We start from the raw sequence: 24,195 nt of genomic DNA, 5'->3' as shown, positions 1-24,195 counted from the left end.
TTTGGCCTTAACGGATCTTTAAGGTCGCAATACCGACCAAAACTAACACGAGAGAAATGATCCAAAAACGAACAATAACCCTAGGTTCAGGCCAACCACTTAGTTCGTAATGATGATGAATAGGAGCCATTTTAAACACCCGTTCACCACGTAATTTGTAAGAACCCACTTGTAAAATCACCGACAACGTTTCAACTACAAAGACACCACCCATAATGATTAGAACAAGTTCTTGTCGAACCAAAATAGCAATAATCCCCAGCGCGCCACCCAATGCCAACGACCCAACATCGCCCATAAAGACTTGAGCTGGATACGTATTAAACCAAAGAAAGCCTAGTCCTGCGCCGACGATAGCGGTACATACCACAGTTAATTCGTCAGCTAATGGCAGGTATGGAATATGTAAATAGGCTGAAAAGTTCACATTACTCGTTACATACGCAAACAAGGCTAATGCCCCCGCAACCATAATAGTAGGCACAATTGCCAACCCATCCAAACCGTCAGTGAGGTTAACCGCATTACTTGTACCAACAACCGTAAAGTAAACAACGGCTAAATACATCAAACCTAATTGCGGCATAACGTCTTTGAAAAATGGCACTAACAATTGAGTTTCTTCAGGTTGTTGCGCTGTACTATAGAGATAAACTGCAACTCCAATCGCAATCACCGACTGCCAAAAATATTTCCATTTGGCGATAAGGCCAGCACTGTCTTTGCGGATCACTTTTCGGTAATCGTCTATAAACCCTATGGTGCCGTAACCTGCAACGACTGCCATAACAACCCACACGTATTTGTTGGTGAGATCTGCCCACAATAAAGTAGAGACAATAATGGACGCCAGAATTAGAATCCCGCCCATAGTCGGTGTTCCGGCTTTGGAAAAATGGCTCTCAGGGCCGTCATTGCGAACGGTTTGACCAATCTGCATTTGTTGTAATTTTCTGATCAATTTAGGACCAAAATAAAGTGACAAACACATTGCTGTCAAAACACTAAGAATTGCCCGTAACGTAAGATACGAAAAGACATTAAAGCCACTATGAAATTGAGTTAAATACTCTGCCAGCCAAACTAACATGATGCTGTACCTTTACTGTTTTTGTTATTATTTTTATCGTTGTCATCATTAACGCTGAATTCGATTTGCTTGATTAACTCCTCAACCACCAATTCCATTTTGGCACTGCGTGAACCTTTAACTAATACGACTACTGGCTGTTTATTGACTTCGTTACCCGCGCTGGCTATAACCAAGTGAATATCTTTAATCAACTGTGCCTGGGAAGAATAATGTGCTCCATTACGTTCAAACTCAGTCGATGTGTTTTGGCTTAACACACCAAAACTAAACAGTTTATCTATGCCTTGTTGAACGCCATAAACCCCAACTTCTTGATGCAGTCGCCTTGCATCTGCACCAAGTTCTGCCATATCACCTAGGACTAAAATTCGTAAACCTTGATAACTTTGCAACAGATCTATTGCTGCTTTAACCGATTGCACATTGGCATTATACGTATCGTCTATGATCAAAACTTGGTCATTTACCGGGTGTAAATTGACACGCCCCTTAACCGACTTTGCTGCATTTAATCCAGCGGCGATCTGCTGCAATGTCGCCCCAATTTGATAACAAGCGGCGGCAGCGGCTAGTGCATTCGCCACATTATGTTTACCCGGTACATTGAGGGTTATCGCTAACTTGTGTTGTTCGAAATGCATGACAAATTTGGCACAGCCACGTTCATCTAATGTAATATCCGACGCAGAAAATTGATTTTCCTCGGCCGTTTCGTCATTCGCATTAAATTCAACCACTTGCCCTGAAGTTTCAGCAAACTGCTGTTCTAACTTGCTTAACCATTGTGAACGATAATCTGAATGACGATCAAAAACAGCAGTTCCGCCTGATTTAAGCCCCTCAAATATTTCACTTTTAGCGGTTGCAACCCCGTTCAAATCTCCAAAGCCTTCTAGGTGAGCTTCAGCAACATTATTGAGTATTGCGACATCTGGCGAGGCCAATCTTGTGGTATATGCGATTTCACCTAAATGATTCGCGCCTAATTCAACAACTGCAAATTGGTGCTTTGGCTCAAGTCTAAGCAAAGTCAATGGCACGCCAATTTCATTGTTAAAATTACCGGCGGTCGCGAGTACTTCACCTTTTTGCTTTAGAATCTCTGCGCACATTTCCTTCACAGAGGTTTTACCCACACTACCTGTAATCGCAATAGTTTTTGCGTTAACGGTTTTGGCGACAGCGGCCCCCAAAAGACCTAATGCACGTAGCGTATTTGGGACCACAATTTGAGGTAAATCCACTGTAGTATCTGCTTGTTCAACAACCGCGGCAATCGCCCCTTTAGTTTTAACTTCAGCAATAAACTTATGGGCATCAAAATTAGGGCCTTTCAGCGCCAAAAATACTTCGCCACTTACAATGTTGCGGCTATCCGTGGTGATACCAACCACCTGTTGTTCCATATCAACAGTTCGTCCTGCTGATCCGTGGTTCTCAAATGGGCGATTTAATACGTCAGAAACCCATTTCAACGTTGCGGCTATCATAAACCCGCCTTTATTTTTTCTAATTCCAAACGAATATCTTTACCATCCGCAAGTGCTTGCAATATTTGATTGGTAAATGCTCTTTCATCGTATTCATGGGACACAGGTCCAATGATTTGATAAGTCTCGTGGCCTTTGCCTGCGATTAAAATTGTGTCTTCTGCTTTGGCCCGCAATAACGTATCGACGATGGCTTCTTTTCGATCGTAGATCACTTTATGTTGGCCGGTTAAACCGGTAAGTATGTCAGCGACAATACGTTCCTGCGATTCAGTTCTTGGATTGTCATTGGTAATTATGACATGGTCAGATAAACGTTCCGCAATTTCGGCCATGACCCGTCGTTTGCTTCGATCTCTGTCTCCACCACAACCAAATATCGTGTATATTTCGCCAGAACAATGTTGCCTTAACGACTGAATAGACTGCTCTAAAGCGTCTGGTGTATGGGCGTAATCTACGACCGCAATAGGAAGCTTTGGTTGCACATACATTTCCAATCGCCCTGGAACCGACTTGAGAAAACTAAAATGGGTCGCTTGAACTGACCAACCCAATAGAATCGAAGTGGCAAATACTGCTGCGATATTAAAACCATTAAATTCACCAAAGATTGGTAATTGCAGTTCGATAAAATCTCGATGCCCACCAATTTGCCAATCGAGCGACAAAATGATGCCCTGAGCATGACATTCAGAATCAACAATATGAACATAATCTGAATATGCTTTAACTTGTTTTGAGCGACCTACAGCCACTGCTAACGCATACTCAGGTAACATATCCAACAATCGCTGACCAAACTCATCATCAATATTAATCACAGCACGTTTAGTGGCATATTCAGTGAATAACTTAGCTTTAGCAGCAAAGTATTGTTCCATTGAACCGTGATAGTCCAAATGATCTAATGTTAGATTGGTAAAGATCCCGACATCAAAGGAAATGCCTTTTACGCGACTTTGGTGTAGCGCGTGAGAAGAAACTTCCATCGCGACGCCACTATAATTTGTCTTAGAGTCTCGACTAAACTGTTGAATAAGTTGATAAACTTCCGTCACACCCGGTGTGGTATTTTCTGCTGGAACCAATTGATCAATACGGCCTGTGCCCATTGTCCCTATTACCGCTAGGTGCTGGGAGTTGGCCAGTTCACTTAATTGCGCGAGGAAATGACTAATTGACGTTTTGCCGTTTGTGCCGGTAATGCCAACGATCGGCATTCTGTTTTGTTCAAACTCATAAAACTCTCTGGCGATTGATGGCAGATTAGTTTCCAAATCTTCAATAACCAACAAAGGTGCCCCTTGAGCACCTCTGTTTTGATAATGAACTTCGTCACAATTGGACGATACCAAAATCAAGCTCGCACCACTGTGAATGGCTTTATCAACGAACCGAGAGCCGTCTGTTAAATAGCCAACTAAGGCAACAAATACGTCACCCGGCTTTAACTTCCGGCTATCTTGCACCATTTGTGCTGTTGCCGGTAATTTGAAGTTGCTTCTGAGCAACTGTTCTTTAATCTGTGCCCAATTAGTTAACATTGCTCGAGCCTCGTTTTATTTCGGCTAACTGGATTTGTTGGTCGGCAGCATCTGGTGGCACATTAAGTAACCTGAGGGTTTGCTGCATGATTTTACCAAACGTTGGTGCTGCGGTTTCGCCACCGTAATAATAATCCCCTTTTGGATCATTAATAACGACAACGGTGACAATACGAGGATTTGAAACAGGTCCAATTCCGGCAAATGTATTGACATAATCGTGGCCATAACCACCCGCGGTCGCCTTTTGACTTGTGCCAGTTTTACCGGCTAGTCGATAACCTTTAACAATCGCATTTTTACCCGAACCTTCTGTGCTTATCACGCTTTCCATCATACTCAGTACGTCACGGGCAACGTCTTCTGACACGACTTTATCTGCTGGTTTTTCGAAGTCAGTTTTAACAATCGACAATGGTCTACTTATACCACCAGCGCCAATCGTGGTATACATCCTAGCGAGTTGCGCCGCAGTTACCGATATTCCGTAGCCAAACGACAAACTTGCGATTTCTGAATCAGACCAACGTCGTTGTTCATTAAACAAACCAGCGCTTTCACCTACTAAATCAACTCCGCTTGAGTCCACTAATCCCATTCTGTAAAACAAACTTAAAAATGAATCTTTTGGCGTCGACAACGCAAGTTTGGTTGAACCCACATTTGATGAATATTTCAAAACATCGGCCAAACTTAACATGCCACGGTTTTTAGGATCAGGGATCCGACGGCCACCAATACGCACAAAACCAGGTGAAGTATCGACTAAATCTAACGTCCCGTATGAGCCGTAATCCAAGGCGTTCATTACCGCCAAAGGTTTCATTGTCGACCCCGGTTCAAACGTATCGGTAATGGCTCGATTTCGGTATCGATGAATGGGCACATTAACGCGATTATTAGGATTGAACGATGGGCTGTTCACCATAGCAAGAACTTCCGCTGTTTCGATATCTACAACAATTGCACTGCCTGAGGCCGCTTCGTAAGTTTGTACCGCTTTTTTTAATTCTTGATAGACAACAGATTGAATACGCTGATCAATAGTTAAACGAATGTTTTGTGGCAACGAGCCCTTTTCTTCTTCGAGGACTTCAATTTCACGGCCTTTGGCATCTTTAATGACCGTACGTTTGCCCGGTGTGCCAACCATTCTGTCGTTATGTCGTAACTCAATGCCTTCAATACCTTTACCGTCAATATTAGTAAAACCGACAACATGGGCTGTAATTTCGCCCGCAGGATAATAACGTTTGGATTCTTCTCTTAGACGTACACCTGGGATCTGCAGTTGTTCAACATAATCGGCAACGGCGGGATTTGTTTTACGCTTTAGATAGATAAACCGTTTGGTGTGATTTGTCGTAATCTTTGAAATTAATTCTTGTTCTTCAACCTGTAATACTTTTGCCAGCGCTTTCCAACGAACGTCGGTTTCAAATTCAGGATATTCAAGAACACGTTTTGGGTCAGCCCAAATGGTTTGTACCGGCACACTTACCGCCAGTTCAACACCATTACGGTCAGTGATCATGCCACGTTGAACCGTAGAACGTTTAATCCGTACCGTGCGGTTGTCGCCCTCTTTGATCAGTCTTTCGGGTTGAATGATTTGCAGAAATGCCGCGCGAAACACAACCGTACTAAAAATCACAACCAAACTGACAACCACAAACTGAAATCGCCATCGGTTAAACGATGGCTTCGCGATTTGTTTTGCTTGTTTGCCTTTAGGCAATGATGAACTCGAGCGTGTTGAACGCCTTGCTTTTGACTTCTTTGTCAGCTTCGAGTTTAACCAGTCATTCACGGCAAGGTTACCACCACTTCAGCTTCAGTAGTTGGTCTGTCCATAGCCAGTCGCTCTCTTGCGATTTGTTCGACTCGGCTGTGTTCGGCTAATGCTCGTTGTTCCAACAACAAATGGCGCCATCGCAAGTCTATGTCATCACGTTGTTGTAATAACACATCTTGTTGGATAACCATTTGCCTATTTAACTGAGCCCAATGCACCACAGCTAACGCCAGGATAACATTGAGTAACAGAAGCCCCATTGTAAGTTTGTACTTACTTAAGTCTTGAAAAATATACTTCGCAAGATCGGCTTCAATGTTTATTTTAGTTATCATTGTTGAGCCTTTCTGCAATTCTCAAAACAGAGCTGCGCGCACGACTATTAATCGTTATTTCCTCGTCAGTAGGCTTTATCGCCTTACCAACGGATTTTAATTTGATCCCTAGGTTCAATTCCGCTTCGGTAATTGGCAACCCTCTTGGGACTTGCTTACCTTGGCTTTCTTTACGAATAAACTGTTTTACAATTCTATCTTCCAACGAATGAAAACTGATCACCGACAATCGTCCATTTGGAGCAAGAACCTCTAATGAACTTTCAAGGGCTTTTTCAATTTCAACCAATTCACTATTGATGTAAATTCGAATACCTTGGAATGTGCGAGTTGCTGGATGTTTTTTCTCCGCCTTACTTTTAGGCACACAGCTCGCCACTAATTTTGCGAGTTCGTCCGTTGTGGTAAACGGCGTTTCATCACGCTGTTCTAGAATTTTTCTGGCAATGCGTTTGGCAAATTTTTCTTCACCGTAGGTTTTTAACGCAAAAACGATGTCCGCTTCTTCAGCTTTAGCCAACCAATCGGCAGCAGAAATGCCGCGCGTATAGTCCATACGCATATCCAAAGGGCCTGGTTTCATAAAACTAAAACCACGGTCTGCTTCATCTAATTGTGGTGAAGACACACCTAAGTCCATTAAAATACCGTCTACTTTACCGACAACACCGTGCTTTTTAGCAACGTCGAGAATTTCAGAAAATGGGCTATGTTCAATAATAAATGAAGGGTTATCTTCGAATTTTTTAGCGGCTTCTATTGCGCTAGGATCGCGGTCAATTGCGATTAATCGACCGTCAGAATTTAATAATTTTAGTATCTCGCCAGAATGCCCGCCGCGACCAAAGGTGCAGTCGATGTAAATGCCATCTGGCTTAATAGCCAAGGCATCAATTGACTCCTTGAGTAACACTGAAACGTGCGCTTGCGTCATGATTCTACCGTTTAGTTATTTTGTTAAAACGAAAAGTCTTTCAGTCTTTCGGTTAACTCAAAGTCACCCGTCAGCTCTGTTTCGATATCTTCAGCCATCTGTTCAATCCATCGAGACTCAGACCAAATTTCAAATTTGTTTAATTGCCCCACAAGCCGGATCTCTTTTTCCAATCCAGCATGCTGACGTAATTGATTAGGCAACAACACACGACCGCTTTTATCCATATCGATTTCATGTGCGTTACCAAGTAATACACGTTGTACTCGACGTTCTTGCGGGTTCATCGACGACAACCCGCGCAATTTATATTCAACGTCTTCCCATTCGATAAGTGGATACAACAATAAACACGGCTGATGTAAATCCACAGTGCAAACTAATCGTCCTTCAGATTCAGACAGCAAAATATCCCGGTGACGTGTCGGGATCGACAACCGGCCTTTGCTATCTATTGAAAGAGGATTCGCACCGCGAAACATGTTTACTCCATTTTATGGTTATTATTTCCACTAAAAACGTAAATATGGGAACAAGATCCAAAAAATTCCACTTTTTCCCACAAATTAGAGTTTAGGCTCTCACTGTCAACAATGTCAAGAGGTAGGATCATCCAATTTAACTTATAAGATCCTTTAAAAAATAAGGTCTTTGATTAGAAAAGAGATTTGGTGGTAATTTGTGGGAAATTAATTTTTATTTACCTGAAAATAGGTTGACTTTGTGTCGGATCCAGTTCCATTGTGTTGTTTTTAGTTCAGCTTTGAACTTTGTCCGGTTATATTGAACTGGATGGATTGTATTCTTAATTTTGGGTGGTGGAGAAAATTAGTTATCGCCTCTTAAGCGATATGCCACTACAAACCAAGTGATTCGAACCCTCTTTGATTCTTAAAGAAATCTAACATTTTCCTTAGCTTTGTCGAACTACTCATTTGGGACATTAGTAAACAAGCTTCCTGAGGGCCGACAAACATCAAATCAAGCAACTCATTGGCTCCAACTAACCAACTTTCAGCAGGGCCTAGCCCGTTAACAAGTTCCTTGTGGCTTTTCGCATTTGAAATGTTAGAGAATAATGATAAAACTAGAACTAACAGAACAAATTTAGGTCTATGAAAAACAAAACATTTTTGGTTCATTCTATCTTCCCACTTTCTCTTTCCATTCTTCAAAAAGCTTAATGAAGTTCTGATCTGCGCTTGATTCAATCTGTTCCAAATCAGCGGTAGCATCTACCTCATAGTGCTCTCCAACTACACCACTGTTTATTGTCACAAAATGTCCTATCTCAGCTTTGAAGGATTTGTAGCCGTACTCTTCGACCATGCTGCCCTCTTCCAATAAATAAATACCATCAACCCAATTAGCAAATACTGCCTGGTTACTTTTATTGTCAGGGACTGACTCGCTTAAAGGTAATTCAGTCGCTTCGGCTTTATAGATGTTTGAGCCTGTTAGGATTTGTACCTTTTCAATATAAAGGCGATTGTCTTTGTCTATGTACCAGCGACAGTTAGGTGCACCATTTTTAGCTTCATTATTCCAATTGAAAGGCCAGTTTAAGTGGTCATTTTCGTACAATTCAAGAAGTGGACTCATGCCTGAAGTAGAGTTTAATTTTAACGTTTTGCCATTCCAATTGACTTCATCTTTAGTGCTCAAGCGAAAATAATAGTCGGTATAACGTTGATAAAGCTCTGTTATTGCTAAGCTTTGTAGTGATGCTCCTTTAGCCTCTCCACTATATTTATGTTCTAGGTCATCTCTTGTTAGACGAACAGATTCCAAAACCTTCCCATGTTTAACATTAAAATAATACTGAGCCACAAAGATTCGTTCGCTATCGGTATACTTCAATTCCGTAGCTTGCAATACTCCACTAAACCAATCCGCGGAAAGCGAACCATTTGAAGAATGCTTTTGACCTAACCCCGTGCCTATTTCAGTTGGGGCAATTACCTCTCCTTTGGCCTCAATTTGATTTAGATAGAAGTAATCATTTTCGATGAGCCAAGTTGCAATATGTCCACGATAAAGACCTGTACTTGTGCCTTTAAATGGTGAAACCTTTCCTGACTGCTTATAGTAAGTTTCTAGGGGAGATGGATAGGCCCAACTAGCCTCAAGTCTTAGCTCTTTTCCATTGTGTAGTAAGATATCAGGCGCTTGTTGAGTAGCAAGGGCCTTCATTGGCATTAATAGCAATAATATAATTTGTAAGATACGCACTGATACTTCCTTGAATTTCTAAAACCAGTTCTAACGGCTTTTTTCCATTGGGATTTTTTTTAGATATAGCTGCAATTTTCCCCTTTCAAGAGGCGGGTTTTCATTCTCGCTATCTCGATCGTAATAATATTCAGAGCCTTCATAGCTTAAATCTGCCAGATTAAACCTAAGCTCAAACTTCTCATAATCACAGCAGCTACTATATGACTTGCCTTCGTATATCAGCGTATCCCCGTCAATTGAAAGGCTATTTGAGTCATTGGATGTGAACGTCGGTAATTGATAAACAACCAACTCTTTTTCCGTAGGGAAAGCTAAGTATGGCGTGTAATAAGTCCGGTTTCCTGAATCATGGCCTGTCGCCAAATATACATCGCGTTTGTCGTAATCGACTTTGTATAAGTAACTGCCTATCGCCGCATATCCACTGCCATCAATTGGGCCAAAGGTCGCAATGCCATATTTGTTGCTCTGATAACTCAAAAAATAGCTGCCTGGTAAATACGAATAATGCCAACCCGACATTGCGAAAACCGTACTGTTGTTGCTATTCATTTCATAATTAATGTCAGCTTTGTAGACCTGCTTTATCAATGCAGACTTATGAACATAAGCATCTTGGCTTGCATAACTGCCATCTCCGCGAAAATTAATTCTTGCCCAATCAGAGTCAGTTAGAAATTCCGCACGAATTGATTTTCCACCTTGCAACAAGCCTAGTTTCTTGCCATCGGTAGAAGGCTTAGACCGAATATTTACATTAGATTGGACTATGGCAGGTAAGAAACCACTCGCCTCTTTGATTTCAATGAGAGCATCAGATTTTAGATCTTCCCAAGAAGCCACAGTATTCGGCGCAAAAGAGAAAAGTAGTAATGAACAAACGCCCACAAAAGCAGAGCAGTTAAAACGCGACATCAACAATCCTTATTAAATTCTTGGCAGTAAAGCAGACGCAATAATTTTCGCTGTCAGTTTTAACACATTCCAGTTTAAAACGCACCGTAACCACATGTTTTAGTGAACAATTTCAACATTACCGCATCATTGCAAATAGCTACTCCCCTTATTTTGCTGAATATCCGTTAAACCCGACTAAGATTTACCTCAGGAAGGTATATTTTGCTTTGCCTAGATCTACTTATAACTATCGATTCATCATGCGAAAAAGTAGAATTCATAGTTTATCTGGACTTTATGGGCATAATTCAGGATTTAACTGGAACAGCCCAGATCATCGAATTGGATTCTGCTTCTCACTTCAAATCGTTAGATAAAAATTTTTCAAACTTGAACTGGAAACAACAATTGTGTAGTTGATAAATTCAGAGCAATAAATCCAATTTTGAGCAGCGATGAAATGAACTTGCTGATACCTACAAATTTGGCTGATAACATTGAGGTGAGCGCGTAAAAAAAGATAGGACTTCATTTACGCTAGGCTCAACTAAAAGTTGACCTAAATAGTATTATCGGAGAAGTTCTAATAGCTTAAGTTATGGTTTATATAGGCTAATAAAGACAGGTAGAGGGTAAATGAATGGGATGTCAAACTTCTTAGTAGAATGCAGAGGAAGCCGTTCGTCTGAGAATAACTTTGTAAGGGAAGTTTACCGCTAGCAATCGGCTTTGATTATTGCTTTTAATGTACGCTTTATATTTTCTGGTAATGGTTCATCCATCACCTGTACCGCAGCGGCTGATGGATGATATTCTGAACTTTGTCCCTGCATAACGAGTGCCGCGTTAAGCGTATCATCAAGATAAGGTTGAACTAACAGCACAACGTCGTTCCAAGTTACATCTTCACATGACACAACAGGGATACGATTAGGTACAACGCTGTAAGTTAAAATCACAATGAATATGATAAACAAAGCACCAAAAAAATTTCTCTTCGTTTTATCTGAAACCGTCAAAATAAACCCCAGCTTGCCCGTCTAATAACACATATTGTGCGTTACGTTCCCAGATTAAATGAGTTGTGTTAACCAAATCAAACTTTGTTTTCAACGACACTCTCTGGGGCTTCTTTATTTTTAATTGCTAGAACAAACAAATACACTAAGTTTAAAGGTGGCGTAATGCATAATAAAACTCCCACTAATGTTACAATTTTAGGATTGTTTGTTTTTCGTTTGCCTAAGTAATAACTCAATCCACCTACGATAAACATCGAATAGAAAATGAGTTCGCCATAAAACGTTACGTTAATATTCAATTTTAGGTCTCCTTATATAAAACAAGACATGAAGCAGCTAAGACCGCATTTCTCTGATAAATCGGAACGAAACAGCACTAAACAGGATATCCGCAATTTCTTGCCTATTTGAATGTTTTGCTAGTTGCTGGCCACCAGTTTGGCGTTTCTCGCGCGGTGTAGTTAAATTTAGCGGCTAAAGCTTCAACATCACTTGCTTTGCCCGATATTTCACCTTCACGCCAATTATCCCACTCAAACTTAAGTTTACGACCTTCATTTGACAACTTAACTTTGCCGTAATCGATCCAAGCATCAAAACCATCGTATTCGTAAGTTTTGATCCAGCCATTTTTAAGATGAAATTCCAATATACGATTAAAGTTGTCAGTTGGAATATCCTGAATTATTTTTAAACCAAATGCTTTAAACTTTAAATCGACAGATTTTCTACCTAATGTGACGACTGGATTCATAGAGCACCTAAGGCCACATAAAAATGCGGCTATCTAGTTGATTGAGTAGTAGCGGCACAGGAGTCACAACCAACTGATATTTTTCCTGATTAATTGCTTGTATGGATGATACGGTAAGCAATTATTTATTTGAGTTTTTGGCAGAAGCCCAGAAAGCAACTGCCATAGCAATTCCAATACTAATACCGAAAGTAGCACTGTTTAATGCAACACCTATACTTGCGCCAATAGCAACTCCCATTGCTATACCAAAAAGCACAGGTTTCTTTAATTTGTTAGAATTATTCCACTTATTCATAGTTATTCCTTTACCTGCTAACAACCTAATGACAGGAAACCGACTCTCTTTTTTACGATAACCATATTTGTATCAAAATTATTGGACCTTTACTACTAACTCTCTGTTGCAAACAATTGGTCTTTGATTTAGCTAAAAGGCGAAACCTGCAATGCAAATCATGAACTTCCTCTGCACTCGGTTGGAGATCCTGAATATCGCTAAGGCTCTTTTAGGATGACGTTTTTTGTTCTGAAATTACGAGCCAATTTGGGGCAAATTATGAACTTCCTCTGCACTTGGTTGGAGGTTCCAAATATCGCTAATGCTCTTTTGGAATGACGTTTTTTCTGTTGATTTTGAATGACGGAATGTTGAGTTTAGTTGTGCTTAATTCTGCTTAGTTCTGCTTAGTTCTGCTTAACTGGGACTTCTCTATTTGCCAACTGTTCGGCTTTTGACAAAGCCCACCAGCCAATAATAATACTCATAACAATTCGTGTCGGAAAATATAATAAGGCGGGTAAATTAAACAACCACAAAACGATGTTTTCAGGCAGCACATAAAACGCGATACTTTTAACCCAATATATAAAAGGCACGTAGTCTTTTAAAAATTCATTAATTGAAAAATCTAATAGCGTCCAATCGTTCAAAAAATTAATCCACAGCGCGTAAAGGCCAAGTGCACCATCGCCAAAGCTACCAACAACCGAGGACCAGCCTATAAAAAGTAAAAAATATCTCACAACCGCGCCATAGTGCAAACTCTCTATTTTTATCGCCCTAAAATAAACGTTTTTAAACCGTAATTTCTCGTTCGTAAATCTGAAAGTAAGAAAATAAAATATATTTCAACCTTAGGTGACTCTAATACGATTTACCGGAGTAAGCTAGAAGATCGTTAGATCAGCCTAAAGTCAATTTTCGATAATTCTTGGTCATCTAAAAGTGACTTAATATGAGATTCAATATCTTGCCGTGAGCCGCATAATTGAAAGTCAAATCCATTGCCATTACCGTCGATGATTATTGAAAGCCAGTTTTTACCTATGCTTGCAACCGATATACGGTTAACGTCAATATTCTCAACGCGAGACGGATTAACAAATAGCAACGTTTTAACAGAAGAAAATTGAATGCTTTCGCCATTTCTCGTTATTAATTGTTCCACTGCGTTCTTAGTTCTATAGTGGCTTGAAAATTTATACGAATAAAACGCTGAAAATATTGCGAACACAATAAAGAAACTGTTCGCGTCACCTTTTGTAAATAACTCGCCTAAATAAAAAGCAAATAACCCTGTCGATAACGCGGCAAATAAATATTTCACAAAATTGTCTGAAAACTGCATTCCTAACTCATCCTTACTGCATTTTTATGAGAATACGACCGAGTGAGGTTTCTAGTAGAAATAACCAACTCAAGTTTATATTAATCAAAAAGGTTTTAACCTTTATCTTTCATGATGTTAGCCTTTATATTATATATTTACCACTGATTACTTTTGTATTTCTTGGCCAAAACAAGGGCTTTTTGATAATAACTTAACGCAGATTTAACAGCACTTTCAGTGCCGATTGTTGCGAAAGTAAATGACCTTATTCGTCATGAGGTCCAATATTCCAGACTCTCCGTGGTAAACATAATCGCCACCTAACTGATAAACAACCGGGTAAGTTGCCGCAGAATTGGCGTCATATCGCACTAATAAGCGAGTTTAATTTTTACATTCCATTGCGAATTATATATTCTGCAAATACAACAATATGGAAATTGATAATTGTAAAATTGTTATCTGGATAATGAAGTTTGGATCAGTTAGGCAACGTTTCATAGGTGCGGCTTTATCACGTTTTATTGATCTCTTAAAAAGCCACCTCAACTGCCCAAACTTGCATCAGCACATATTCTAAGGAATCTTAGTGGTACAAAAATACGTAATCGGTATCGACGGTGGTGGCACAAAAACCATAGGTCGAATTGAAAAGCTTTCTACCGGTGAAAGTCACACCTTGCAAGCTGGCGCTTCGTCATTAAGCAACGACTTTGCAAATGCCCAAATTGTTTTAAAAGAATTAATCGAGAAACTGCTACTTAAATTTCAAGCCTCCGCGTTAAACGTGCACGTTCTTATCGGTGTTGCAGGCGGCGGAGTGGCAAATCAAGCGAATCAACTAAAAGATGAACTCCCCTTTGCTTTTGCCTCATTAGACGTTGTTAATGATGCAAAAACATCGCTATATGGTGCAAACAATGGCGAGCCTATCGCTGTGGTTGCACTGGGCACAGGATCGGTTGGTGCTCGGTTAGATAAAAATGGCAAAGAGCATTATGTTGGTGGTTGGGGATTTCCAATCGGTGACGAAGCCAGTGGCGCAAAACTTGGTTTTAACGCGGTTCAAAAGCTACTAGCTGACATTAACTGGCATAACCAAGCTGTCTCAGTCACCACAAAAAAACTCGCCGAAAAACTAGGTACAGATAAACAGCAAATCGCAAATTGGTTGGCGCAATCTCAAGCTAAAGATTATGCAACATTAAGCACCGATGTATTTTCTCTTCACAATGCTTGTCCTGTGGCCAACAGTTTAATTGAACAACATGTGTTAGACACAGAACAACTTATTCAACAAACTCGATTAGACAGCAAAGTCGATGTGGTAATTATGGGCGGCCTAGCCGAAGTCACATTACCTTTGCTAAACGACCGAATTAAGTCTTATTGCAAACTCACCGGCGGCAGTTCGTTAGATGGCGCGTGCTTCTTAGCAAAAATTCAACTAGGCAGTAACTCAAGCGATGTGATAGATCGCAGTAAAAGCAGTAAATACGATAACAATGAACGCGATAGTCTGCTCGCACAGCTAGACAATATGGTTTCGGAGACTCGAAACCCAGATACTTTAGATCTTGATTTAGTTGATACCGAACAACTATTAACCAAAATAAATCAAGCGGATGCCATTGTTCCCAACGCAATAAAAGCCTGTATTCCAGAAATAGGGAAAGCGGTTGAAGAGATTGTGAACGCGTTTAATAAAGGTGGTCGACTTATCTATATTGGTGCTGGTACCAGTGGCCGTTTAGGTGTTCTCGACGCCGTTGAATGTCCGCCAACCTTTAGCGTTTCGAGTAAACAAGTTGTTGGCATTATTGCCGGAGGCAGCCAGGCGATTTATAAGGCCGTTGAAGGTGCTGAAGACTCGTTTGAACTCGGTAAAAATGATCTTATCAATATCAATTATGGTGAAAACGACATCCTTGTGGGGATTGCTGCAAGTGGTCGTACACCCTACGTAATTGGCGCAATTGATTATGCCAAAAGCATAGGTACAAAAACCATTTCCATCAGCTGTAACCCGAGCAGTCTGTTAGCCAGTTATTGTGACATTAATATTTGCGCTGTAGTTGGCCCGGAAGTATTAACAGGTTCGACAAGAATGAAGTCGGGAACGGCACAAAAGCTCATTCTAAATATGTTGAGTACTGCCAGTATGATCCGCATTGGTAAGGTTTATGAAAATCTTATGGTTGACGTAAACGCCAGCAACAAGAAGCTGTATGTCAGAGCAATCCGAATTGTGATACAGGCTACAGGATGCGACGCCCATACGGCGCAAGTCGCCCTCGACTTAACGCACTACAATGCCAAACTGGCGATTGTTCATATTTTGACGAATGAAAATATCCAAGATATCCAACAAGAATTGGTTCGTAATGGTGGTTTTTTACGGCATGCCTTACAAAGCGTAAAACAGGCAACAGAGTAAAATGATAAAACAAATAATTAGGTAACTAACCGGCTATTAACGTAGCCACAATGCCGTACATAAAGAGTAAATCATGTGGATTAGAATATTTTTGACAGTGTTGATATTACTCGCCGCTTCAACGTTTTCTGTTATTGCTCAACATGCTCAACCACCAACTAATAATGATGTGGTGGTTGGCGCCGCTCAATTAAAAAAATACTTACCATTACTAAAAAACAAATCCGTTGGGTTAGTCGTTAATCAAACCTCTATGGTGGGCGACCAACACCTTGTTGATATTTTATTAAGCCATGATGTCAACATTACATATATCTTTGCCCCGGAACATGGATTTAGAGGCGATCATGGCGCAGGTGAAAAGGTCAGTTCAGGCAAAGATCCTGTCACTGGCCTAGACATCGTTTCGATATATGGCAAAAACAAAAAGCCTTCAGCGCAGATAATGGACTCGATTGATGTCATGCTTTTTGATATTCAAGATGTCGGCACGCGTTTTTACACCTATATCAGCTCTATGCATTATGTAATGCAAGCCGCCGCTGAATCTAGTGTTACGTTTATCGTCTTAGATCGACCTAATCCCAATATTATGCATGTAGATGGACCTGTGCTGGAACCAGCGTTTCGCTCTTTTGTTGGTATACACCCTATTCCGCTATTACATGGTTTAACGGTAGGAGAATTGGCCCAAATGATTATTGGTGAAAACTGGTTGTCGATTGAGCACTCAAATACATCAAGCACAACTACCCAAAGTGAGTTGCCCACATTAGATCTAAGGGTTATTCCGGTAGCGAACTACAACAGAACAACACCTTATATTTTGCCCATACCACCAAGCCCCAACTTGCCTAATGAGATTGCGGTCCGCTTATATCCATCACTATGTTTTTTTGAAGCAACACCCGCGAGCATTGGTCGGGGCACCCCATTTCCATTTCAAGTTGTCGGTCATGACCTTGTAAGTAATAACTTTTTGGCCAAGGTTAAATTCCAGTTCACGCCACAACCCATTGCTCATGCCGCTCCTTTTCCTAAGCTCAAAGGCAAACTATTAACCGGTGAGTCGTTATCCTCATCAAAGATCCAAGGATTAGATCTGGCCATTTTTATAAAATGGTACCAAATGTTTAAAGAAAATGATCTTGAGTTTTTTGAACGGCCAGAGTTTATGGACAAATTAGCGGGGACTGACAAAGTAAGAAAAAGCATATTGGCGGGCCATAGCATTGAGCAAATTAAACAACAATGGCAACCGGGTTTACAAAAGTTTCTAGCAGATAGAAAACCCTACCTTATCTATCTATAACGGAACGAGTTTTCACTGGCAGATCTCCGCAAATTTTCCAGATGTCAGCTTCGCCAAATCATTTGGGCACAACTCTATTTCTAGTCCTCTCCGCCCAGCGCTGACAAAGATGGTTTCATAATCTAGGGCAGCACTATGGATTATGGTTTTGAGTCGTTTTTTTTGACCTAGCGGACTGACGCCACCTAATACATAGCCCGTAGAACGTTCTACATCAGACTTATCCGCCATCACTGCTTTTTTCACACCAACAGCCTTAGCTATCAGCTTCATGCTCAATTTGCTTGATACAGGAATAATTGAGACGACCAATTCTTTATTATCAGTTGCGACCACTAAGGTCTTAAATACCTGCCCCTGTGGTATGCCAAGCTTTTCAGACGCCTCTAAACCATATGAACTGGCCGATTCATCATGTGTGTATTCGTGTATCGTATGTGCAATTTTGTTCTTCTTTGCGACATTAATTCCAGGCGTCATCTAAACCTCCTTTTCCGACTTAGGCGACGTGGTATTTTCGCCAAAGCCGACAATAGCCTTATTTTTTTGTGCAAAATAAAATATTACAACAACGCTAATAAGTAGAACAATAATATTAATAATTGAATCTTCTGGTCCAAATTCACCGCCAGTTAACAGTAGAGGTCCATTATAAATACTTTCAAAAGGGGCAACTGCACGCCAATCTTCATTTCCAGACAAGGGGATACCCGTAGAGAAAATTGAGAAGTTCCAAGCCGCATGGTTAAGCCCCACAACCCATATATTGCGCGTTAATACATAAATCCCTCCCCAAAAAACACCGAGTAGGGTTACAGAAAATGCGGTTACAACGGTCGTATTTTCATTAAAGAGGTGAAGCAGACCAAACAGGGTTGCAACAAAAGACAACGAGAAAAGTGTCCCAACATGCGCTTCAATTACACGGAATAGTACACCTCTAAACAAAAACTCTTCTAACATTGCAGCGACTAATATCGTACTCCCTACAATCGGTATGCCCTCTAATCCCTGAAACGACACAACTTCATAATAGCCCAAATAAAAGAGCAATAAGCTAGTTACCGAGATCAAAGCCGCACCGGAAACTGCGCCGTAAAAGAGGTGACTCGCTCTAAACGTTAGCTCGTCAGGCCTGCGCTTTTCATAATATTTAACATATAAGTAATATCCCAAGCCGATAAACATGAGCGTTGTAAACTGCTCTACTACTTTCAACTGACCACTTTGCATGTTAAAAATAAAATAGACGGCTGGAAACAACAAAAACTTAACCGCGAATATCCCTGCAAATATCGCCAGACAAGCTAATACAATTTTAATCATTATTGTCATTAAAGTGCGGAGTATTATCATTAGCTTGCCTTGTTTTGCAATTGCATAATATTTCTATTTCAACCTAACTATATTACTAAAACTAAAAATCGATATGGGTCTAAACAGAAAAAAGAATTAAACACTTTACACGCTACAAAATATGGATTGTCATATTTTATTGGCGAAATATTCCATAATTTCAGCCTTTGTCATTTCTTTGGTTTGGTTAGAAAAACAATAATAAGCTGGCCGTTGGTCGCTAAAATATTGCATATCCATGGTTAAGTCAGTCAAATCTTGGAAGAGGCCGACTGGCATATTATATTCACCGCTTGTTTTAAGTTTATAAAACAGATGCGTACCGCATTGTGCACAAAAACCACGCGACGCCCAACTCGATGAATCAAACATAGTGATGTTATTCTCACCCTCAAATTCGACATTTGTGCCACACTGCACCGCGAAAAATGGCGCACCGCCCCACACTCGACAGGAATCACAATGACAAACCGTGAATTTAGGATTTATTTCATTGGCGGTAATCTTAACGTTACCGCACAGACAACTCGCTTTCGCATTTAACATTTCTAATTTCCATTTACCGTTATCAATACAAGTAATCACTTTCCTTCAATATATCCATCAAATTTAAGTTGATGTTACTTACACCAAATTCTAATGTACTGAAGATATAGATTTAAGCAAGGCGTTGCATAACAACCTTTGATTATATTAATCGCTGCTTTCAAGGTAAGTCGTCACCACTTGGCTAATAAATTTAATTCGATTTGCCATTATGGAATGTCGATTAGTGCACAGGAATAAACTTTCGGCTACAGGCTTGGCGAGTTGATGAATGTAAATCTTGTCTTGTTGATAAAATGCCTTGGCTGCATAAAGTGGTAAAATGGTAAAGCCGAATCCTTTGCTAACCGGTTCTAAAATAAGACTTATTTGATTAGAAAACCCCTTGATTTGAAACTGTTCTATGGTTTCGAATTGTTCAAAATTTTTACTGAGGAGAAGTCGGCCATGATGCGCTGCATCTGGATGTGATATAAACCCAAGCTCGATTAATACCCCCCAATCTATTGATTTGACATCACTTGCTGTTACTAAAACCAACGGTTCATTTGCGATTTTTTTACTCACTAACCGTCTTGAATCGCTGAGTTCGGTCAGCAGGCCTAAATCGATTTTTCGCTCTAATAAGTTTTGCTCAATGTTTTTATTCGGCGCAAACGTATAGTCCATTACCAACTTTGGATGTACTTGCTGAATGTTGAGCAAATGGGGGTATAGCTTTAGACCAATGCTACCCGGCGATGAAATTTTAACTTTACCTTCGTATTGCTCGTCAAATTTGATCACCCCCTCTAATTCTTGGAAAGAATTAAGTAATTCTCTTCCGCGTTTATGAAGTTGCTCTCCGGCATTCGTTAGCGAAAATGACTTGCCATGCCTAATTAACAAAGCTACACCAAGTTGGTTTTCTAATTTTTTTATATGCTGGCTAACACCAGACTGGGTCATAAAAAGATTCTCTGCCGTTTTGGTAAAGTGCCCTACCTCAACCAATGTGCAAAACGTATTTAACCAAGTTTGATTAATCATTACAAAGTGTACTCATAAATATAACAATCGATAATTTTTTATACTTTAACACTGGCGGTATAGTTTAACCATCAAATGAATAAAGGAAAAAAACATGACTAAACCTTATCCAAGAACGTTTTCACACATTGGAATTTCAGTACCTAATTTAGAGCAAGCCGTTAAATTTTATACCGACGTTTTAGGTTGGTATCTCATTATGGAGCCGACTGAAATAACGGAAGACAAAAGTCCAATTGGTGAAATGTGTACTGATGTATTTGGTGCCAATTGGCAAAAATTTAAAATAGCGCACCTATCTACTGGCGACCGCATTGGCGTAGAATTGTTTGAGTTTGTTAATCAACAACAACCAGAAGACAATTTTGAGTATTGGAAAACAGGCGTATTCCATTTTTGTGTGCAAGATCCTAATTTAGAAGAACTTGTTGAAAAAATTGTCGACGCTGGCGGAAAAAAACGAATGGCAGCGCCGCGCTATTATTACCCAGATGAAAAGCCATACCGAATGATCTATATGGAAGACCCGTTTGGCAATATTCTTGAAATATATAGCCACAGTTATGAGTTGACATACGCAGCTGGCGCTTATTAAACCCTCGACGTATTGAGCTGTTGAGACAGTTTGGTTGCCTTGAATAATGTTAGTTTGATCAATAAATCCAATGCTGAATTTGATTCTCAGTTAAAAAAGCTTTCGCAGAATTCCCCTTCAGCATTGCTATCGTAGCCGCGATGCCGGCTTCGATACATGTTGGCGCGGCGACCGTTACTGAACTCGGTCCCCCAGCAACCGGCCAGCCAGTCTTTGGATTTAATATATGACAGTAACGTTGACCATCTTTTACTAGATATCGATTGGCATCACCACTTGTGGCGATTGCTCCTGTAGTTAGTTCAATTGTCGTTAAATCTGATGTTTGTTTATCGCCCAGTTCAATAGCGATATGCCAAGGGTGAGCCGTTTTTACCCTATTTATTGTTTTATTTTGATATAATTGCTGTTGCGGTGCTGGGTCAAACTTCGGTTGATTTGTAACGGCAATATCACCACCAAAATTAACTAAAGCAGAGTACGGTGTTTCGGCTCTGAGTAACTGAACGGCTACATCTACAGCGTATTCTTTGCCAATGCCACCTAAATCTATTTCCATATTGTTAGGCAAAGTAATCGACGACTCATCCCACTTTACATGCTGCCAACCAATACTTTTTAGCAACCGATTAACGTCCGATTTTTTAGGGATTCTATCACTGCCATCAAAAGTCCAAACTTGTCGTAAAATTCCGGAAGTGATGTCAAACAAACCACCACTTATCTGAAAACATGAATGGGAAAACTGTAATAACCTGTAGGTTTCAGGGTCTATTGCTACAGGTTTGTTGTTTGAGTTATTAATCTTGCTAACAATACTTAATGGGTTATATCGACTGAATTTATCTTCAATTTGCCACGTACGTTCGCATATTAATTTAGCAATACGGCCTGTTTCATTAAAATCGTCAGTTTCTATTAACACCTCGCAGGGGCTAGCCATTGCGTTGAACAATATGGCTAAACCGTTTGGCCGCTGGCTTATTTTAAATGTACGTTTATCGATTTTTTGGTCTTTCATGTTGCTTGTAAATATGGCTTTTAACCATTCGCTCAAAACGAATAATTGGTTTGAAAAATGACCGCGTCTACATCCGGAAAAATATCAAGTTGATTAATGACGCCAATGTTATTCACTCCTGGATCTGTTACTTTTTGGCGATATAACTCTGCACGAAAAGAGATCTCATGACCGTTATTTAACGGAAATCCATAGCTGAGCCCTAATGTTAGACCTGTCAGTTTGCCAATGCGATAATCGGCACTGACATTAGAATCAACCTCAGGTTGCCGTGTCACAAAAGGTTGATAGAAATCAGCTTCGTCTTGTTGATAATAACGAATGTGTGGCTCTAAATACCCCTTGCCCATAGGCATCCAATATTTAGCGTCGATTGAATTTGATTTTATTCCCCAGTCATCCCAAAAATAACGATAAGACACGTCAACAACTGACTTACTTAGGTGATATTTTCCTTGAGCATACACACTGTTTTTTTGACGTTTATCAGGTCGAGATTCGTAGATATTATTGAGGGCTACACCGTTTTCGTCGACGACACTCACGACTTTAAATGGGTCCGTTTGGTAACCATCAACATTAGAATAAGAGTAATTAAATTGGGTAATAAATCGTCTATTTATCACCTGAGTTACCCCAAACAATAGATCGACAATTTGCTTAGAATCTGAACTACGATCGCGACTCGCGTCAAAGTCACTACTCGAGCCCTCGGTATTATTTGGCTGACCATTTGGCGAGTTAATATAATGAGGCATTTCATAAAGTGGAATTGGCAACCCACCTTCCGGCGTTATCGTGTCTTGACCTAAAGACAGGCCTGCCGATACCGTCGTATTTTTTTGATTAAATTCTCGTGCTAATCCAGCATTTATCCCCAATGACAAATAATCATATTCTTTTGATAAATGAGCGCCAGTGCTTAATGTATACTCTCCTTTAAGTGGCTGTGTCCACTGAGCATTAAGTTGCACACGTGTATCTTTGAACGTATCGTCCAGAGGCGTTTCATTTGCCGAAACTGTGTATCTTCCATTACCGGATGGCCGCGTAAAGGACTGAATATTGGGTTGCGCCACCGCGCCGGTTGCCGATGCGCCAGTTAGCGTATCGAAGGTAAATTTCAGATCCAAAAAGTGACCGTCTTCAAATTCTTTTTTACCACCAACAATAACTTCGACCGCTTGAACTCGGTCGGTTTCTCCGTAATACATTACAGCTGAGTCGAGTTTCCAAGCATTGCTTTCTTCTGCCTTAACTGACGTTACTGGCGCAACTAATAATGCGCTAGCCGCCGCTGATAAAGCGGCAGAAAAACTTAAGGATTTATTCAATTGCATCCGCAACCACCACCGGCAAATCCACGACCGCCACTCGATGCCTCTTTACTAAAATAAATATGATCATCCAGAGCCGCATTAATCGGTGACGATGTTAACGCCATTTGCTTTTTAGCTAATAGGTTTCGCTCCCAAGGTTTAACACCTAACGAACTGCACGCAGAAACATGCAATACCACTATAACCAGTAGTAATTTACGAACTTGAAACGACAATGTGTTCACTCCTTTCGATTCTTTTTCTCAAACCACGGTTGAGTTTTCTAATTTATTGCTAGGCGTTCTATTCAGTTAACAATTGCTTAATTTGCAATTCATATTGGTCTTGTTTATTGCTAAAAAAACCAGTGTGAGCAAAACGAAATTGACCCGTTTTGTCGATAATGAAACTGCTTGGCATGCCTAAAATTTTATACTGCTCTGCGATGCTGCCCGTTGGATTAAAAACTACAGCAAAGTTAGCGGTGTTTTGAAGTAGAAACTCGTCGGCAAGTTGACGTTCTTCGTCGAGGTTAACACTGATAACTGTAAATGACTCAGCACCAAAATCTGATTTAATTTGATTCATCCAAGGAAAAGAGCGTCGACAAGGAATACACCACGACGCCCAGAAGTCGAGATAAATAACTTTCCCTTTATTTTGCTCTAACAGTTGTTGCAGTTGAGCCTGCGGATCATTCAACGCTTTAGGTTGCTCCAAAGCAGTTACTGCTAAACTAAATATCAATAAAAATAACGTGGAACAACTTAGTAAAGATTTAGTCATAACGGTCCAAAACATAAACGTCTAATTTAACTCTAGCGGGTTTTATCAGTTTAGGGTGCTTAATTATTAAATTAATACT

At 40.3% G+C, this 24,195-nt stretch carries 26 protein-coding genes and 1 pseudogene; 4 read left to right on the top strand and 23 right to left on the bottom strand.

The features are described from left to right. Nucleotides 1-7 precede the first annotated feature (7 nt). From mraY to Q4575_RS12905, 15 genes are all read right to left on the bottom strand, one after another. Nucleotides 8-1,090 (bottom strand): phospho-N-acetylmuramoyl-pentapeptide-transferase, encoded by a 1,083-nt coding sequence (gene mraY, locus Q4575_RS12975; RefSeq protein WP_272181793.1) that lies wholly within the window; start codon nucleotides 1,088-1,090, stop codon nucleotides 8-10. Next, entirely contained in the window at nucleotides 1,084-2,583 is a 1,500-nt protein-coding gene (murF, locus tag Q4575_RS12970; protein WP_303523144.1) for a UDP-N-acetylmuramoyl-tripeptide--D-alanyl-D-alanine ligase, read from the bottom strand. Before murF ends, mraY begins: the two co-directional genes overlap by 7 nt. Beyond that, nucleotides 2,580-4,130: a UDP-N-acetylmuramoyl-L-alanyl-D-glutamate--2,6-diaminopimelate ligase gene (locus tag Q4575_RS12965; protein WP_303523143.1), complete on the bottom strand. Its 1,551-nt coding sequence runs from the start codon at nucleotides 4,128-4,130 to the stop codon at nucleotides 2,580-2,582. The genes murF and Q4575_RS12965 overlap by 4 nt, the downstream gene beginning before the upstream one ends. Next, nucleotides 4,120-5,940, bottom strand: a complete 1,821-nt coding sequence (locus tag Q4575_RS12960; RefSeq protein ID WP_303523142.1) for a penicillin-binding transpeptidase domain-containing protein — start codon at nucleotides 5,938-5,940, stop codon at nucleotides 4,120-4,122. The genes Q4575_RS12965 and Q4575_RS12960 overlap by 11 nt, the downstream gene beginning before the upstream one ends. Next, entirely contained in the window at nucleotides 5,937-6,260 is a 324-nt protein-coding gene (ftsL, locus tag Q4575_RS12955; protein ID WP_272181788.1) for a cell division protein FtsL, read from the bottom strand. Before ftsL ends, Q4575_RS12960 begins: the two co-directional genes overlap by 4 nt. Beyond that, nucleotides 6,250-7,194, bottom strand: coding sequence for a 16S rRNA (cytosine(1402)-N(4))-methyltransferase RsmH (gene rsmH, locus Q4575_RS12950; RefSeq protein ID WP_215965375.1), 945 nt, complete (start codon nucleotides 7,192-7,194; stop codon nucleotides 6,250-6,252). Before rsmH ends, ftsL begins: the two co-directional genes overlap by 11 nt. Nucleotides 7,195-7,217: 23 nt before the next feature. Further along, nucleotides 7,218-7,676, bottom strand: coding sequence for a division/cell wall cluster transcriptional repressor MraZ (mraZ, locus tag Q4575_RS12945; RefSeq protein ID WP_215965374.1), 459 nt, complete (start codon nucleotides 7,674-7,676; stop codon nucleotides 7,218-7,220). A 661-nt stretch (nucleotides 7,677-8,337) separates the two neighbouring features. Continuing rightward, the gene (locus tag Q4575_RS12940) at nucleotides 8,338-9,426 is read right to left on the bottom strand and encodes a hypothetical protein (protein ID WP_215965373.1); all 1,089 of its coding nucleotides are present in this window, start codon (nucleotides 9,424-9,426) and stop codon (nucleotides 8,338-8,340) included. Nucleotides 9,427-9,456: 30 nt separating this feature from the next. After that, a complete protein-coding gene (locus tag Q4575_RS12935) occupies nucleotides 9,457-10,344 on the bottom strand; it encodes an SH3 domain-containing protein (protein ID WP_215965372.1) in 888 nt (295 codons plus the stop codon). A 698-nt stretch (nucleotides 10,345-11,042) separates the two neighbouring features. Beyond that, the gene (locus tag Q4575_RS12930; RefSeq protein WP_303523141.1) at nucleotides 11,043-11,345 is read right to left on the bottom strand and encodes a hypothetical protein; all 303 of its coding nucleotides are present in this window, start codon (nucleotides 11,343-11,345) and stop codon (nucleotides 11,043-11,045) included. 77 nt (nucleotides 11,346-11,422) lie between these two features. Next, a complete protein-coding gene (locus Q4575_RS12925) occupies nucleotides 11,423-11,647 on the bottom strand; it encodes a hypothetical protein (RefSeq protein WP_215965370.1) in 225 nt (74 codons plus the stop codon). 104 nt (nucleotides 11,648-11,751) lie between these two features. Further along, the gene (locus Q4575_RS12920; RefSeq protein WP_303523140.1) at nucleotides 11,752-12,102 is read right to left on the bottom strand and encodes a hypothetical protein; all 351 of its coding nucleotides are present in this window, start codon (nucleotides 12,100-12,102) and stop codon (nucleotides 11,752-11,754) included. 121 nt (nucleotides 12,103-12,223) lie between these two features. Then, complete coding sequence (locus Q4575_RS12915) at nucleotides 12,224-12,400, bottom strand: hypothetical protein (RefSeq protein WP_215965368.1); 177 nt, start codon at nucleotides 12,398-12,400, stop codon at nucleotides 12,224-12,226. A 389-nt stretch (nucleotides 12,401-12,789) separates the two neighbouring features. Continuing rightward, nucleotides 12,790-13,128, bottom strand: a complete 339-nt coding sequence (locus tag Q4575_RS12910) for a hypothetical protein (RefSeq protein WP_303523139.1) — start codon at nucleotides 13,126-13,128, stop codon at nucleotides 12,790-12,792. Between the two features lie 155 nt (nucleotides 13,129-13,283). Continuing rightward, nucleotides 13,284-13,733 (bottom strand): hypothetical protein, encoded by a 450-nt coding sequence (locus Q4575_RS12905; RefSeq protein ID WP_272181785.1) that lies wholly within the window; start codon nucleotides 13,731-13,733, stop codon nucleotides 13,284-13,286. Between the two features lie 571 nt (nucleotides 13,734-14,304). Between Q4575_RS12905 and Q4575_RS19820 the strand changes: the two are divergent. The 3 genes and pseudogenes from Q4575_RS19820 to Q4575_RS12890 form a co-directional block, all read left to right on the top strand. Continuing rightward, nucleotides 14,305-15,057 (top strand): annotated as a pseudogene (locus Q4575_RS19820) (BadF/BadG/BcrA/BcrD ATPase family protein); the annotation flags it as partial. Between the two features lie 129 nt (nucleotides 15,058-15,186). After that, entirely contained in the window at nucleotides 15,187-16,152 is a 966-nt protein-coding gene (gene murQ / locus Q4575_RS12895) for an N-acetylmuramic acid 6-phosphate etherase (RefSeq protein WP_303523154.1), read from the top strand. A 73-nt stretch (nucleotides 16,153-16,225) separates the two neighbouring features. Further along, nucleotides 16,226-17,464: a DUF1343 domain-containing protein gene (locus tag Q4575_RS12890; protein WP_303523138.1), complete on the top strand. Its 1,239-nt coding sequence runs from the start codon at nucleotides 16,226-16,228 to the stop codon at nucleotides 17,462-17,464. A 12-nt stretch (nucleotides 17,465-17,476) separates the two neighbouring features. Here Q4575_RS12890 and ybaK read toward each other — a convergent pair whose 3' ends face one another. From ybaK to Q4575_RS12870, 4 genes are all read right to left on the bottom strand, one after another. Then, nucleotides 17,477-17,944 carry a Cys-tRNA(Pro) deacylase gene (ybaK, locus tag Q4575_RS12885; protein ID WP_215965363.1) on the bottom strand — a complete coding sequence of 156 codons (468 nt, stop codon included), beginning with the start codon at nucleotides 17,942-17,944 and terminating at the stop codon, nucleotides 17,477-17,479. Further along, nucleotides 17,945-18,820 carry a CPBP family intramembrane glutamic endopeptidase gene (locus Q4575_RS12880; RefSeq protein WP_303523137.1) on the bottom strand — a complete coding sequence of 292 codons (876 nt, stop codon included), beginning with the start codon at nucleotides 18,818-18,820 and terminating at the stop codon, nucleotides 17,945-17,947. A 129-nt stretch (nucleotides 18,821-18,949) separates the two neighbouring features. Beyond that, entirely contained in the window at nucleotides 18,950-19,366 is a 417-nt protein-coding gene (locus Q4575_RS12875) for a GFA family protein (RefSeq protein ID WP_303523136.1), read from the bottom strand. Nucleotides 19,367-19,513: 147 nt separating this feature from the next. Then, a complete protein-coding gene (locus Q4575_RS12870; RefSeq protein WP_303523135.1) occupies nucleotides 19,514-20,395 on the bottom strand; it encodes a LysR family transcriptional regulator in 882 nt (293 codons plus the stop codon). 94 nt (nucleotides 20,396-20,489) lie between these two features. On the opposite strand from Q4575_RS12870, the gene Q4575_RS12865 reads away from it, so the two are divergent. After that, a complete protein-coding gene (locus Q4575_RS12865) occupies nucleotides 20,490-20,990 on the top strand; it encodes a lactoylglutathione lyase family protein (RefSeq protein WP_215965359.1) in 501 nt (166 codons plus the stop codon). Between the two features lie 58 nt (nucleotides 20,991-21,048). Here Q4575_RS12865 and Q4575_RS12860 read toward each other — a convergent pair whose 3' ends face one another. The 4 genes from Q4575_RS12860 to Q4575_RS12845 all read right to left on the bottom strand — a co-directional run bounded on the left by Q4575_RS12860 (nucleotide 21,049) and on the right by Q4575_RS12845 (nucleotide 24,116). Then, nucleotides 21,049-22,011, bottom strand: coding sequence for an FAD:protein FMN transferase (locus Q4575_RS12860; protein ID WP_303523134.1), 963 nt, complete (start codon nucleotides 22,009-22,011; stop codon nucleotides 21,049-21,051). A gap of 32 nt (nucleotides 22,012-22,043) precedes the next feature. Further along, complete coding sequence (locus tag Q4575_RS12855; protein ID WP_303523133.1) at nucleotides 22,044-23,351, bottom strand: DUF3570 domain-containing protein; 1,308 nt, start codon at nucleotides 23,349-23,351, stop codon at nucleotides 22,044-22,046. Next, nucleotides 23,342-23,566 carry a DUF4266 domain-containing protein gene (locus Q4575_RS12850; protein ID WP_215965356.1) on the bottom strand — a complete coding sequence of 75 codons (225 nt, stop codon included), beginning with the start codon at nucleotides 23,564-23,566 and terminating at the stop codon, nucleotides 23,342-23,344. Before Q4575_RS12850 ends, Q4575_RS12855 begins: the two co-directional genes overlap by 10 nt. A gap of 67 nt (nucleotides 23,567-23,633) precedes the next feature. After that, nucleotides 23,634-24,116: a TlpA disulfide reductase family protein gene (locus Q4575_RS12845; protein WP_215965355.1), complete on the bottom strand. Its 483-nt coding sequence runs from the start codon at nucleotides 24,114-24,116 to the stop codon at nucleotides 23,634-23,636. Between the last annotated feature and the right edge of the window lie 79 nt (nucleotides 24,117-24,195).

The sequence above is a fragment of the Psychrosphaera sp. 1_MG-2023 genome, from assembly GCF_030548245.1.
Taxonomy (GTDB): Bacteria; Pseudomonadota; Gammaproteobacteria; order Enterobacterales; family Alteromonadaceae; genus Psychrosphaera; species Psychrosphaera algicola.
Note: the sequence above shows the minus strand (reverse complement) of the source record. Positions and strands in the feature narration are given on the sequence as shown.